This is a genomic window from Micromonospora sp. CNZ322 (assembly GCF_007827755.1).
On the sequence record NZ_VITD01000023.1, the window covers coordinates 36,795 to 50,267 of the forward strand.

The 13,473-nt window shown below is 70.2% G+C and carries 10 protein-coding genes; 2 read left to right on the forward strand and 8 right to left on the reverse strand.

Features of this window, described 5'->3' with window-relative positions; genetic code table 11:
• Nucleotides 1–350: 350 nt before the first annotated feature.
• Nucleotides 351–1,712, forward strand: coding sequence for a hypothetical protein (locus tag FB453_RS32575; protein WP_145796409.1), 1,362 nt, complete (start codon nucleotides 351–353; stop codon nucleotides 1,710–1,712).
• A gap of 70 nt (nucleotides 1,713–1,782) precedes the next feature.
• Here FB453_RS32575 and ccsB read toward each other — a convergent pair whose 3' ends face one another.
• The 6 genes from ccsB to hemL are packed head-to-tail and all read right to left on the reverse strand — an operon-like array spanning nucleotide 1,783 to nucleotide 7,775.
• Nucleotides 1,783–2,754 carry a c-type cytochrome biogenesis protein CcsB gene (gene ccsB, locus FB453_RS32580; RefSeq protein WP_145796411.1) on the reverse strand — a complete coding sequence of 324 codons (972 nt, stop codon included), beginning with the start codon at nucleotides 2,752–2,754 and terminating at the stop codon, nucleotides 1,783–1,785.
• Nucleotides 2,754–4,397: a cytochrome c biogenesis protein ResB gene (gene resB, locus FB453_RS32585; RefSeq protein ID WP_112603227.1), complete on the reverse strand. Its 1,644-nt coding sequence runs from the start codon at nucleotides 4,395–4,397 to the stop codon at nucleotides 2,754–2,756. Before resB ends, ccsB begins: the two co-directional genes overlap by 1 nt.
• The gene (locus FB453_RS32590; RefSeq protein ID WP_112603229.1) at nucleotides 4,397–5,215 is read right to left on the reverse strand and encodes a cytochrome c biogenesis CcdA family protein; all 819 of its coding nucleotides are present in this window, start codon (nucleotides 5,213–5,215) and stop codon (nucleotides 4,397–4,399) included. Before FB453_RS32590 ends, resB begins: the two co-directional genes overlap by 1 nt.
• Nucleotides 5,215–5,784 (reverse strand): TlpA family protein disulfide reductase, encoded by a 570-nt coding sequence (locus FB453_RS32595; protein ID WP_112586364.1) that lies wholly within the window; start codon nucleotides 5,782–5,784, stop codon nucleotides 5,215–5,217. Before FB453_RS32595 ends, FB453_RS32590 begins: the two co-directional genes overlap by 1 nt.
• Complete coding sequence (locus FB453_RS32600; protein WP_091395739.1) at nucleotides 5,784–6,431, reverse strand: histidine phosphatase family protein; 648 nt, start codon at nucleotides 6,429–6,431, stop codon at nucleotides 5,784–5,786. The genes FB453_RS32595 and FB453_RS32600 overlap by 1 nt, the downstream gene beginning before the upstream one ends.
• A gap of 6 nt (nucleotides 6,432–6,437) precedes the next feature.
• Nucleotides 6,438–7,775 carry a glutamate-1-semialdehyde 2,1-aminomutase gene (hemL, locus tag FB453_RS32605; protein ID WP_145796413.1) on the reverse strand — a complete coding sequence of 446 codons (1,338 nt, stop codon included), beginning with the start codon at nucleotides 7,773–7,775 and terminating at the stop codon, nucleotides 6,438–6,440.
• Between the two features lie 179 nt (nucleotides 7,776–7,954).
• On the opposite strand from hemL, the gene FB453_RS32610 reads away from it, so the two are divergent.
• Nucleotides 7,955–8,290 (forward strand): STAS domain-containing protein, encoded by a 336-nt coding sequence (locus FB453_RS32610; RefSeq protein WP_088951070.1) that lies wholly within the window; start codon nucleotides 7,955–7,957, stop codon nucleotides 8,288–8,290.
• Between the two features lie 14 nt (nucleotides 8,291–8,304).
• Here FB453_RS32610 and FB453_RS32615 read toward each other — a convergent pair whose 3' ends face one another.
• Together FB453_RS32615 and FB453_RS32620 are read right to left on the reverse strand one after the other, a co-directional pair.
• Nucleotides 8,305–8,859 (reverse strand): response regulator, encoded by a 555-nt coding sequence (locus FB453_RS32615; protein WP_091395745.1) that lies wholly within the window; start codon nucleotides 8,857–8,859, stop codon nucleotides 8,305–8,307.
• Nucleotides 8,856–13,226, reverse strand: coding sequence for a HAMP domain-containing protein (locus FB453_RS32620; RefSeq protein ID WP_486480571.1), 4,371 nt, complete (start codon nucleotides 13,224–13,226; stop codon nucleotides 8,856–8,858). Before FB453_RS32620 ends, FB453_RS32615 begins: the two co-directional genes overlap by 4 nt.
• Nucleotides 13,227–13,473: the final 247 nt, after the last annotated feature.

Below are 13,473 nucleotides of genomic sequence, written 5' to 3' on the forward strand. Positions count from 1 at the left end.
CGCATATCGCGGTAACGCGAGCCGCAAGCCGGCCTGACCGTCCGGCTCAGCAGCCGCCACCACAAGATCCACTCCGGTTTCAGGAAGACGCGGCGTCCCAGGGCGCAGGACACCCCCAGTTCCTGAAAGCCGAGTGGATCAACGGCCGACACCGTCCAGGTCGAGCGGCCGTTGCGGGCCTGGCGACCGGCACGGCGGACACCGACCGGGTCCGGTTTGGACGAAGATCGCGGCCTGGTCGACCGATCGAAAACTGTCACAGGTGATCTCTAAGATCATGGATGCCGGTCGGGTCGGGGTGCTGCGAACCCGGCTTCTTCCGATCGGCTCATCCCTCTTCAAGGAGATCCATGAGATCTGTGCACGTTGCGCGTGGCAGGCTCTTGCGCGGCCTGACCGCGCTGGTCGTGGGCGCCGCAGGGGTCGCCGTGGCGGCTGGCCCGGCCGCGGCTCAGGACGACCCCGGCTGGGTCGACGGCTGGCTGGGTGACGTCACGGTCGGCGGCCCCGGTGCTCCCGGCCGCACTGTGCCGCTGACCCTGAACAGCACCGGCGCCAGCCAGCCCCGGGTGACCATCGACCTGACCGGCCTGGCCGGGGTAGCCACCGCCGGCTTCCCCGACTACTGCGTCACCCAGGGCACCTCGGTGACCTGCCCGATGCCGCCGACAGCCATCGAGGAGTTCGGCACGCTCACCGGCACCATCCCGGTGGTGTTCCGACCCGCGCCCGGCGCGGTCGACGGCGCGACCGGCACCCTCGACTACACGGCGCTCGGCGAGCAGACCGAGGCGTACGCCCAGCAGGCGACGGTCACCGTGCGCTCCGGGCCCGACCTGCTCGACACTGTCGACGAGCACCTGACCGGCGTCGAGGTGGGCGACAACCTCGCCGTACCGGTGTCAGTGGTCAACGCCGGCGACCAGCCGGCGGTGGACCTGCGACTCACGTTCCGCTTCCCGGTGGGCCTGGTCCCGCCCAGCTACCGCAACTGCCGGTACGGCACCAACCAGTCGCTCGCCACGGTGGTGGTCTGCACAGTTCGGGGCACGTTCGCGCCCGGCCAACGCCACGAGCTGCGGGGTGGGCTCGCCACCACTGTCAGCCCGGCGACGCTCGGCAGCAAGCGGATCACCCAGGTCGTAGAGCCGCTGGCCAGTGCCGGGCCGCTCCCGAGCGGGGTAAAGCTCAGGAGCCGCGACGCCGACCGGGCGCTGCGGCTACGGCCGGTGGGCACTGCGCTCGACGTGCTCCCGGTCGAGGCGAGCCGGGCCGACGGCCAGACCTACCTGCGCGGGGTGCACGGCGCCTTCGACATCGTCGCGACGGGCGCGGCCGTCACCGGTGCCGTCGGTGACACCGTGCGGGTCACCGTCGGCCTGCGCAACACAGGTCCGGGCGTGCCAGACGGCAGCATCTCCGGCGAGAGCGTCGGGGCCTTCCTCTTCACCCCACCCGCCGGGGTCACCGTGCTGGCCACCCCGCCGGGTTGCTGGTTGAGCGGTGACGAGGAGGAGCCCGAGACCGTCCCGGCAACCTGGTACTGCAACGGACCGGGGTCGGTCTTCCCCGCCGGCACCACTCACGCGGTCGGGTTCGACCTGCGGATCGACAGCCTGTCGGGGGCTCCCGGCGAGGTCCAGCCGTTTCAGCGCTACCCCCGGGTGGACGACGACCCGAGCAACGACATCGCCCCGGTCACTGTGAGCTGACCGAGGCACGGAGAACAATGCGGGCCGGTCACGGACGATTCCGTGGCCGGCCCGCGCGTCATCGAACAGGTCAGTCCAGCCCGCCGTACGAGTGCAGGCCGGTGAAGAAGATGTTCACGCCGAACAGGTTCATGAGCATGGTGAGGAAGCCGAGCACCGCGATCCAGGTGGCCACGTTGCGCTTCACGCTGGGCGTCGCGCGGGCGTGCAGGTAGCCGGCGTACACCACCCAGGAGATGAACGCCCAGGTCTCCTTCGGGTCCCAGCCCCACGGCCGACCCCAGGCCGCCTCGGCCCAGATGGCACCGGCGATCACCGCGAAGGTGAAGATCGGGAACGCGAAGGCGTGCAGCGCGAAGGTCAGCCGCTCCAGGCCTGCTGCGCCGGGCAGCCGCTTGGCCAGGGTGTACGGGAAGCTCCGCTTGCCCTGCTCGTACCCGTTGCGCATCAGGAAGCCGACCGCCGGCACCACGCCGAGCAGGAAGATGCCGGAAGCGAAGACGATCGTCGAGACGTGGATGATGAACCAGTACGAGTTCAGCGCCGGCACCAGCGGCACGATCGGCACGTACAGCACCAGCTCGGCGGTGGCGACCAGCAGCACCATCACCAGGGTGAGGAACAGCCCGAGCTTGCGCAGCGACTGTCGCTTCCAGAGCACCACCAACCAGGCGGCCACCCCGATGAACGTCACCGTGAGCACGAACTCGTACATGTTGCCCCAGGGCATCCGGTCCGCGGCGAGCCCACGGGTGACCAGCGCCGCCAGGTGCAGCACGGCGGCGACCGCGGTGGACCCCACCCCGAAGAGGCCCGCCAGCCGGGCCCGCCCTGCGGAACGGTCGACAGTGGGCGGCGACGGGACCGGCGCGGGCGGCGTCGGGACGACACCGCCGCCGGCACCGACCAACTCGCGCACCGGAGCCGCCGTGGCGACACGGGTACGCACGTTGCCCAGCGCGTACTCGACGGCGTGGCCGATCATCGCGACCAGGTACGCCAGGATCGCGAAGGTCACCAGATTGTCGGAGAGTGCGGACATCACTCGGCTCCTTCTCGCACGCCGGCCCGCTCAGCGGAGTCAGCGCCATCACCAGCCCGTTCGGCACCGCTGACGGCGGCAACCAGCTGGGTGAACTCGTCGGCGAACCCTGGATAGTCGGTACGCGGCAACCCACCGACCTCCATCAAGCTACTACCGCTCGTCGGAGATCCTTCCCCGGGGTCGGCCGGCACCACCCGGAAGAACACCCGGCGGCGCTTCCCGAACAGCGAACCCATCAGCCCGACCAGCAGGACGCCGCAGCTGACCAGCAGCATCGTCGAGCCGGGATCGTGCCGGATGGAGAGGGTGACGTACCGCTCGGTGCCCAGGAACTCGACTGTCGTGCCGTCGTCCAGCTTCCAGGTCTCGCCCTTGCGGAGCAGTTTGGTGCCGACCTCCTTGACCTTGCCTGCTCGCACCTGCCGCTGGTCAAGTTGGTAGACCGAGCCGGGGATGCCGGCGTCCAGGCCGAGGTTGCCCCGGTAGGCGACCAGGTTCAGCGCGGGGTTGCGCTCGGTCGGGTACTCCGAGCGGACGAACGGCGCCTGCTCGGGCGCGGTGGGCAGGTAGATGCCGGTGAAAGCCATCTGCTGATCCGGTGCGCGCTGGCCGGTCGCCGGGTCGACGTTCGCGTCCGGGAAGGCCGCCAGCCCCTCGCTGGTCAGGCCCATGTCGCCGGTGGTCAGGAACGGCTCGTCACTGATCTGGCTGTTGCCGAACCGGTCGGTGTAGCGGATCACCGGGGCGTACCCGTGGCCGAGCAGGTAGACGCTCGCGTCGTTCAGGCGCAGCGGCGCGTTCACCGAGAAGTCGGCGCTACGGGTCGGCTCGTCCGGGCCGTCGACGGTGACCGTGGCGTTGAAGAACTCCGGCTGGCCGGAGGCCAGGAACCGGGCCTCGAAGTCGTCCAGCCGCAGGCAGAAGCGGGGCAGGTCGGCGCTGCTCACCTGGGGGCCGAGCTTCGCCTCGGCGTACTGCTGGCGGGTGTTGCAGAACGCGTTGTCAGCGCCGGCCACCAGCAGCCGGTTGCCGCTCCAGCCGTACCAGGAGCCGAGCGCCACCCCGATCAGCACCGCGATCAGCGAGGTGTGGAACAGCAGGTTGCCGGTCTCCTTGAGGTAGCCCTTCTCGGCGGAGACCTCGTCGCCGCGGACCTCGACGCGCCAGCGGCGCTTGCGCAGCGCCTCCGCGATCGCCGCCGCCCCACCGGGCGGGGCGGGCAGCACTGTGTGCTGCGGCAGCCGGGCCATCCGCTTCGGCGCGGCCGGCGGCCGGGACCGCAGCGTGCGGACGTGGTCGCGCAGCCGGGGCGTGATGCAGCCGATCAGGGAGGTGAACAGCAGCAGGTAGATCGCGGAGAACCAGACCGACCCGAAGACCTCGAACGCGCCGATCCGGTCCAGTCGGGGGGCCCAGTCCGGGTGGTCGACGAAGTACTCGTTGACCTTTTCCGGGCTGATCCCGCGCTGTGGCAGCACCGAGCCGGGGATGGCGGCGATCGCGAGCAGGAAGAGCAGGATCAGCGCCGTACGCATGCTGGTGAGCTGCCGCCACGAGTTGCGCAGCAGGGCCAGCAGCCGGTTCGGCCGGCGGCGTGGCGCGGGCGCCGCGGTCTCCGGTCGGTCGTCGACGACCGTCATCAGATGCTCACCTCGCCCACCCCGACGGTGGTCTGCAGCCAGATCACGAAGCTCTGCCATCCGCCGGTGACCAGGGCCAGACCGATCAGGATGAGCAGGGCGCCGCCGACCCGGGTGACCCAGCGGCTGTTGCGCCGGACGGCGCGGAAGACCCCGAGCAGGCGTTCGAAGCCCAGCCCGAAGACGATGAACGGTATCCCCAACCCGAGGCAGTACGCCACGGCGAGCACCACGGCTCGGTCGCTCTGGCCGCTGGCGGTGGCCATGCCCATCACCGCGCCGAGCGTGGGGCCGGTGCAGGGCACCCAACTGAGCGCGAAGACCGCCCCGAAGACCGGTGCGCCGAGCAGCCCGGCCGACGGCAACCGGGAGATCCGGAACTCCCGTTGCAGGGCCGGGATCATCCCGAGGTAGCTCAACCCCGCCACGATGATCAGCACGCCGACGCCGATCTGCAACTCGCGCTCGTAGTCGAAGAACACCCGGCCGATGCTGGCGAAGAGGATCGCTGTGGCCACGAAGACGACTGTGAACCCGCCGATGAAGAGCAGCGTCCCGGCGAGCACCCGACCCTTGACCGCGCCGACCCGCGCGACCCGCTCCTTGACCGCGACACCCCCGCTGGCCGGCGCGGGATCGGCCTCCGGCCGCCGGCCCTCCAGGTCGGCGCCGGCCAGACCGGTCACGTACGACAGGTAACCGGGGACGAGCGGAAGCACGCACGGGGAGAGGAAGCTGACCAGGCCGGCGAGCGCCGCCGCGCCGATGGCGAGCAGCAGCGGCCCGCTGAGGGCCAACTCCCGGAAGGTCTCGCCCATCAGTTCGGGGCCGGTTTCTCGGCGGCGACCCGTTCGACGATCGGTTGCAGGCCCTCCTGCTTGACGGCGGCCCGGATCACCGCCGCGATCCGGCCGTCCCGGTCGAGCACCACCGTCGCCGGCACGCTGTTCGGCGGGATGTCCAGCGCGAGTGCCGTCTTGCTGGACGGGTCGAACAGGCTCGGATAGGTGACCCGGCCCTTCTCGAACGCCTTGGCCTTGTCCCGCGAATCCTGGACGTTGATGCCGAGGAAGTTCACCCCGGAACCCTTGGTGGCCTGGTAGACGGCTTCCAGGTCGTCCGCCTCGGCGCGGCAGGGCGCGCACCAGGAACCCCAGAAGTTGACCACCACGACCTGACCGCGCGCCTCGCTGACGTCGTAGCTGCCGCCGAGCAGCAGCTCACCGGCGACCTTCGGGGGCGCGGAGCGCTGGTCCGGTGCGCACTCGAAGATCCCGTCGGTGGTGGTCGTGCAGGTCTTCTCCTGCGCCTTCGACGACGTGCAGCCGACCAGCGCCATAGCGGCGACGGTGGCGAGCAGACCGGCGGTCCACCTCCGGGCGTTCATCAGGCCCCCTTGGCCGTCCGGGCGGTCGCGGAGAGAGCGATCAGGTGCGCGGCCGGCTCGCTGTAGCCGATGCCCGCCACCTTCGCGCCGTCGAAGTGGAACGAGGTGAGGCTGGCCAACCCGCACTGCCGCTTGCGCGGGTCGTGCCAGAGCCGCTTGCGCTCGACGTAACGGCGCAACGTCCAGATCGGGAGCTGGTGCGACACCAGCACCGCCTCGCGTCCCTCGGCGGCGACCCGGGCGGCGTGCACAGCGGCGAACATCCGCTCGGCGATCACCCGGTACGCCTCACCCCAGGACGGGGTCACCGGGTCGCGCAGCACCCACCAGTTGCGCGGGTCGCGGAACGACCCGTCACCCGGGGAGACCTTCTTGCCCTCGAACCAGTTGGCGCTCTCAATCAGCCGCTCGTCCACCCCGACCGGCAGCCCGAACTGGGCGGCGATCGGCTCGGCTGTCTGCTGGGCGCGCTCCAGCGGGCTGGCCACCACGTGCACGATCTCCCGCTCGGCCAGGCCCTGCGCGGCGGCCTTGGCCATCTGCACACCCAGCTCGGATAGCCGGAAACCGGGCAGCCGGCCGTAGAGGATCTGGTCGGGGTTGTACACCTCGCCGTGCCGAAGCACGTGGACCACCGTCTTGCTCAAGGTCTTCTACCCCCCGTGACCGGCCGCTGCCGCCGCGTTCGCCGCCGTGGGCAGCGCGTCGGCGATGTGTTCCAGAGCGGCGTCGTCCAACGCCGCCGACACGAACCACGACTCGAACGCGCTCGGCGGCAGGTAGACGCCGGCGGCGAGCATCGCGTGGAAGAACGCCTTGAACGCCGGCACCTGCTGCGTGCGCGCGCTGTCGTAGTCGACCACGTCGGCGTCGGTGAAGAAGACCGAGAACATGCTGCCCGCGTACGAAAGTCGGTGTGGGACCCCGGCGGCGGCCAACGCGTCGGACGCCAGCTTGCCCACGACGGCGGCCGTCTCGTCGAGGCGCTGGTACAGCGCGTCGTCGGCGAGCCGCAGGGTCGCCAGGCCGGCGGCGCAGGCGAGCGGGTTACCGGAGAGGGTGCCGGCCTGGTAGACCGGGCCGGCCGGCGCGAGCCGCGCCATGATGTCCGCGCGCCCGCCGAACGCCGCGGCGGGCAGGCCGCCACCCATGACCTTGCCGTACGTCCACAGGTCGGCGTCGGAGGCGTCGAGGCCGTGCCACCCGGCACGGGAGACCCGGAACCCGGTCATCACCTCGTCCACCACGAGCAGGGCGCCGTGTGCGTGCGCGATCCGGGCGAGCTGCTGGTTGAAGCCGTCGCGGGGGGCCACCACGCCCATGTTGCCGGCGGCGGCCTCGGTGATCACCGCGGCGATGTGCTGGCCCTCGGCGGCGAACGCCTCCTCGACGGCCCGGATGTCGTTGTACGGAAGCACTATCGTCTCGCTGGCCGCCGCGCCGGTCACACCGGGCGAGTCGGGCAGGCCCAGGGTGGCCACGCCGGAGCCGGCGGAGGCGAGCAGCGCGTCCACGTGGCCGTGGTAGCAGCCGGCGAACTTGACGATCTTCGAGCGGCCGGTGAAGCCGCGGGCCAGCCGGATCGCCGACATGGTCGCCTCGGTGCCGGAGTTGACCAGGCGGACCTGCTCCATCGGGGTCCGGTCGACCAGCTCGGCGGCCAGCTCCACCTCACCCGGCGTGGGGGTGCCGAAGCTGGTGCCCTTGGCGGCGGCGGCCTGCACGGCGGCCACCACCTCGGGATGCGCGTGCCCGAGGATCAGCGGACCCCAGGAGCAGACCAGGTCGACGTAGCGGCGACCGTCGGCGTCGTACAGCCACGGGCCCTCCCCACGGACCATGAAACGCGGGGTGCCGCCGACCGCCTGGAAGGCGCGCACAGGGGAGTTCACCCCACCCGGCACGATGGCGCGGGCGCGGTCGAACAGGGCCTCGGAGGCCGGCGCGTCGGCTGGGTAGCGGCCGGATCCGGCGGGAAAGATGTCGGTCACGATGCCGCCATTGTGACAGCGCCGGACGGTCAACCAGCAGCCACCCCGTGGTGGGGTTACCCGGCTCACCTGTGACCCGCGCCGGTCAGCAGCGCCGACACGGTGGGCCTCGTGGCCTGGACGGCGACGGCTCGCGGCCTCGACAGGCCAGGTCGGTCGGATCGCGCTAGGCTGACCGGGTGGATCGTGCCGAACTGTCCATCACGCTACACCGGACGGGCGACGAAGCAGTCTTGCGCCTGGCCGGTGAGATCGACATGCTCACGGCGGCCCAGCTCTCCACCGTCGTCAACGAGGTGCTGGCCGACCCCCCGCCGAAGATCGTGCTCGACCTCGGCGGCGTCACCTTCTGCGACTCGCAGGGCCTGGGCACCCTGGTCGTGCTCAGCCGCAAGGCCAGCCACGCGCAGAGCCTGCTGATGCTGACGCACGTGGGCGACTTCCTGATCCGCGTACTGGACATCACCGGCCTGCGCAGCGCCCTGATGATCCGCAACGACCAGCCCACCGGCTGAGCCGCCCCGCCGCGTCAGGCGGTGTTGCCCCAGCGGGCCTGTTCGAGCAGCCGTACCGCCCGGTCGCGGACCTCCGGGTCGTCCGAGCGGAGCTGGGCGGTCGCCTCGTCGACCGCGTCGGTGAGCCGCCGCCACTGCGTGTCGCGCTCCCGGACCAGATCCGACTGGGTGGCGAGCTGCCGGGTCTTCACCCACAGCTCGACGAAGACCGACACCTTCGCCCGGAGCACCCACGGGTCGAACGGCTTGGTGAGGTAGTCCACAGCGCCCACCTGGTAACCCCGAAGGGCGAGTTGGGCGTCCCGGTCGGCGGCGGTGAGGAAGATGATCGGCACGTGCCGCGTCCGCTCGCGGCGCTTGATGTGGCTCGCCGTCTCGAAGCCGTCCATGTCCGGCATCTGCGCGTCCAACAGGATCACCGCGAAGTCGTCCACCAGCAACTGCTTGAGCGCCGCCTCACCGCTCTCCACCGCCACGGACTGGACCGGCAGGCCCTGAAGGATCGCCTCCAGGGCCGTCAGGTTCTGCCGGCGGTCGTCCACGAGCAGCGCTTTGGCCATCTGGGTCACGAAGTCTCCTCGGTCCGGCTGCCGTTGATCCAGGACGACATCAGTTCGATCAGGTCGTCCAGGTCGACCGGCTTGGTGATGTAGTCGCTGCCCCCGGCAGCGAGCGCCGACTCACGGTCACCCGGCATCGCCTTCGCGGTCAGGAAGACCACCGGAAGGTCGGCGAACCGGTGGTTGCGGCGAATCTGGCGGGTGGTCTCGTAACCGTCCTGGTCAGGCATCATGGCGTCCATCAGCACGATGTCCACCTCCGGATGCTCGGCCAGCAGACGGACACCGTCCGCCCCGTTGTCCGAGTACAGCACGGTCATCCCGTGCAGCTCCAACGCACTGGTCAAGGCGAAGACGTTGCGGACGTCGTCGTCCACGATCAGCACCGTGGCGCCGTCCAGTTGACGGGTGGCCGGTGCCTCCGGCCGTTCCGGCAGCAGTTCCAGCGGCGGCATCAGCAGCGACGACGGCAGCCCGGCGCGCTGCGGCGACGGAGCCTGCGGTGCGACCACTGCGTCCGGGGCCAGCACCTGCGGCACGAACAGGGTGAAGGTCGAGCCCTGACCTGGCGCGGACGAGACGGTGATGGTGCCGCCGATCAGTCGGGCCAGATCGCGGCTGATCGACAGGCCCAGGCCGGTGCCGCCGTACCGGCGACTGGTAGTGCCGTCGGCCTGCTGGAACGCCTCGAAGATGATCGACAGCTTGTCGTCGGAGATGCCGATCCCGGTGTCGATCACGGTGAACGCGATCACCTGCTGGGCGTTCGTCAGCGCCGGCACGTCGAAGACCGCGTTCTCCGCGGCCGGGGCGATCCGCAGCGTCACGGCACCGTTGTCGGTGAACTTCACCGCGTTGGAGAGCAGGTTGCGCAGGATCTGCTGCAACCGCTGCGCGTCGGTCACCAACGCCGGCGGCAGATCCTTGCTCACCCGTACCTGGAAGTCCAGGTTCTTCTCCTCGGCCTGCGGCGCGAACGCCTGCTCGACGTAGCCGCGTAGCTCGGTGAAGCGGATCTCGGTCGGCTCGACGTCCATCCGACCCGCCTCGATCTTGGACAGGTCGAGGATGTCGTCGATCAGACGCAGCAGGTCGGAGCCGGAGCCGTGGATGGTCCGGGCGAACTCGATCTGCTTCGGGCTGAGGTTCTGCTCCGAGTTCTCGGCCAGCAGACGGGCCAGCAGCAGCAACGAGTTCAGCGGGGTCCGCAGCTCGTGGCTCATGTTGGCCAGGAACTCCGACTTGTACGCCGACGCCCGGGTCAGCTGCTGCGCCTTCTCCTCCAGGCCCAGCCGGGCCAGCTCGATCTCCCGGTTCTTCGTCTCGATGTTGCCCTTCTGCTCGGACAGCAGAGTGGCCTTCTCCTCCAGCTCGGCGTTGGTGCGCTGCAACTCCGCCGACTGCTCCTGCATCTCGTGCGCCAGCCGCTGCGACTGGGCCAGCAGCTCCTCCGTACGCCGGTTGGCCTGGATGGTGTTGACAGCGATGCCGATGGTCAGCACCAACCGCTCCAGGAACGCCAGGTGCAGCTCGGAGAAGGCCGACACGCTGGCGAACTCGATCACCCCGAGCAGCTCGCCCTCGAACAGGACCGGGAGCACCACCAGGTCGGACGGGGGTGTCTCGGCCAGGCCGGAGCGCAGGGTGAGCCGGCTGTTCGGTGAGGCGCTGACCCGGATCGTGCGACGGGAGAGCGCGGTCTGCCCGACCAGCCCCTCACCCGGCCCGAAGGTGACGTCGTGCCCCCGCGCCACGTACCCGTACGAGGAGGTCAGCCGGAGCCGCATGCTGCCGTCGGCGTCGTCGGCCAGGAAGAAGGCGCCGAGCTGGGCGTCGACCAGCGGAGTCACCTCGGTCATGATCATGCGGCAGACCTCGCCGAGGTCGCGCTGGCCCTGCAACAGGCCGCCGATCCGGGCGAGGTTGGAGTCCAGCCAGCCCTGCTCGGCGTTCTTCTTGGTCGTCTCCCGGAGGGTGACGATCATCTGGTTGATGTTGTCCTTCAGCTCGGCGACCTCGCCCTGCGCCTTGACCGCGATCCGCTGGGTCAGGTCGCCGCGGGTCACCGACGTGGACACCTGGGCGATGGCCCGCAACTGCGTGGTCAGCGTCGAGGCGAGCTGGTTGACGTTCTCGGTGAGGTCGCGCCAGGTGCCGGAAACACCCTTCACCTGCGCCTGACCGCCGAGCTTGCCCTCGATACCGACCTCGCGGGCCACCCGGGTCACCTCGTCGGCGAACGACGACAGCTGGTCGACCATGGTGTTGACAGTCGACTTCAGCTCCAGGATCTCGCCCTGGGCGTCCACGGTGATCTTCTGCGACAGGTCACCCTTGGCCACCGCTGTGGTCACCGAGGCGATGTTGCGGACCTGGCTGGTCAGGTTCGACGCCATCGAGTTCACGTTGTCGGTCAGGTCCCGCCAGGTGCCGGAAACACCCTTCACCTGCGCCTGACCGCCGAGCTTGCCCTCGGTGCCCACCTCACGGGCCACCCGGGTCACCTCGTCGGCGAACGACGACAGCTGGTCGACCATCGTGTTGACAGTCGACTTCAGCTCCAGGATCTCGCCCCGCGCATCCACCGTGATCTTCTGCGACAGGTCACCCTTGGCCACCGCCGTGGAGACCTGGGCGATGTTGCGGACCTGGGCGGTCAGGTTCGACGCCATCGAGTTCACGTTGTCGGTCAGGTCCCGCCAGGTGCCGGCGACCCCACGCACCTGCGCCTGGCCGCCCAACTTGCCCTCGGTGCCCACCTCACGGGCCACCCGGGTCACCTCGTCGGCGAACGACGACAGCTGGTCCACCATCGTGTTGACAGTCGACTTCAGCTCCAGGATCTCACCCCGCGCATCCACCGTGATCTTCTGCGACAGATCACCCTTGGCCACGGCCGTGGTCACCGAGGCGATGTTGCGGACCTGGCTGGTCAGGTTCGACGCCATCGAGTTCACGTTGTCGGTCAGGTCCCGCCAGGTGCCGGAAACACCCTTCACCTGCGCCTGACCGCCCAGGTTGCCCTCGGTGCCCACCTCACGGGCCACCCGGGTCACCTCGTCGGCGAACGACGACAGCTGGTCGACCATCGTGTTGACGGTGTTCTTCAACTCCAGGATCTCGCCCTGGGCGTCCACCGTGATCTTCTGCGACAGGTCGCCCTTCGCCACTGCGGTGGAGACCTGGGAGATGTTGCGGACCTGGCTGGTCAGGTTGCCGGCCAACTGGTTGACGTTCTCGGTGAGGTCCCGCCAGGTGCCGGAGACGCCGCGCACCTGGGCCTGACCGCCCAACTTGCCCTCGATGCCCACCTCACGCGCGACCCGGGTCACCTCGTCGGCGAACGACGACAGCTGGTCCACCATCGTGTTGACGGTGTCCTTCAGCTCCAGGATCTCGCCCTGCGCCGCCACCGTGATCTTCTGTGACAGGTCGCCGCGCGCGACCGCCGTGGAGACCTGCGCGATGTTACGGACCTGGGCGGTCAGGTTCGACGCCATCGAGTTGACGCTGTCGGTCAGGTCCTTCCAGGTGCCGGCCACGTTCGGCACCTCGGCCTGGCCGCCCAACTTGCCCTCGGTGCCCACCTCACGGGCCACCCGGGTCACCTGCTCGGCGAAAAGCCGCAGCGTGTCGGTGAGGTAGTTCATCGTCGCGGCCAGCTCGGCCACCTCGCCACGCGCTCCGACAGTGATCTTCTGCGACAGGTCGCCCTTGGCCACCGCCGTCGCCACCTGCGAGATCGACCGCACCTGGCCGGTCAGGTTCGACGCCATGGTGTTCACCGAGTCGGTGAGGTCCTTCCAGGTGCCGGCGACGCCCCGCACGTCGGCCTGGCCACCCAGCTTGCCCTCGGTGCCCACCTCACGGGCCACCCGGGTCACCTCGTCGGCGAACGACGACAGCTGGTCCACCATCGTGTTCACGGTGCGCCCGATGCGCAGGTACTCACCGCGCAGCGGCCGACCGTCGATCTCCAACGCCATGTGCTGGGACAGGTCACCGTCGGCGACGGCCACGATCACCCGGGCGATCTCGGTGGTCGGTCGACCCAGGTCGTCGATCAGCGAGTTGATCGCCCGCTGCCCCTCGGCCCAGGAGCCGTCCAGCCCCTCGTCGTCGAGCCGCTCGGTGAGCCGGCCGTCGCGACCGACGATCCGGCTGATCCGCCGCAGGTCCAGGTACTGCCGCTCCTGGAGCGAGACCACCTCGTTGAAGGCGTCCGCCACCTCACCGGCCGCGCCGGCTCGGCGGGGAAGCCGAACCTTCAGGTCGCCGCGCCCGATCCGTCGCAGTGCCTCGGCCAACTCACCGAGGAGCGCCTCGTGGTCGGACGCGGACGGATCCGCCACCGACTGCTTCGACGTGGTCATCATTCCTCGCTCAACTCGGGGGCGCCGGTCCGTGCGGACACACCGGCACCCCATATTGTGCCCGCGCGCGCCGTGGTGCCAGGGTGCGCGACCCGCCAGGTGGCATCGATCGCCCCGTAGACCCGCCCGATCGGCGTCGAGCCGGCACGGCGCGTCGCAAACCTCGCCGGGCTCCCGGACCGGTCGTTTCGACGCGTCAACCCGCTCCCTGCCGCCGGTGCCGCTGACCGACGCGACAGCCCGCGATCGG

What these genes read in the sequence shown, in the direction of transcription:
- FB453_RS32575 (WP_145796409.1), top strand. Translation starts at nt 351, where the DNA reads ATGAGATCTGTGCACGTTGCGCGTGGCAGGCTCTTGCGCGGCCTGACC.
- ccsB (WP_145796411.1), bottom strand. Translation starts at nt 2,754, where the DNA reads ATGTCCGCACTCTCCGACAATCTGGTGACCTTCGCGATCCTGGCGTAC.
- resB (WP_112603227.1), bottom strand. Translation starts at nt 4,397, where the DNA reads ATGACGGTCGTCGACGACCGACCGGAGACCGCGGCGCCCGCGCCACGC.
- FB453_RS32590 (WP_112603229.1), bottom strand. Translation starts at nt 5,215, where the DNA reads ATGGGCGAGACCTTCCGGGAGTTGGCCCTCAGCGGGCCGCTGCTGCTC.
- FB453_RS32595 (WP_112586364.1), bottom strand. Translation starts at nt 5,784, where the DNA reads ATGAACGCCCGGAGGTGGACCGCCGGTCTGCTCGCCACCGTCGCCGCT.
- FB453_RS32620 (WP_486480571.1), bottom strand. Translation starts at nt 13,226, where the DNA reads ATGATGACCACGTCGAAGCAGTCGGTGGCGGATCCGTCCGCGTCCGAC.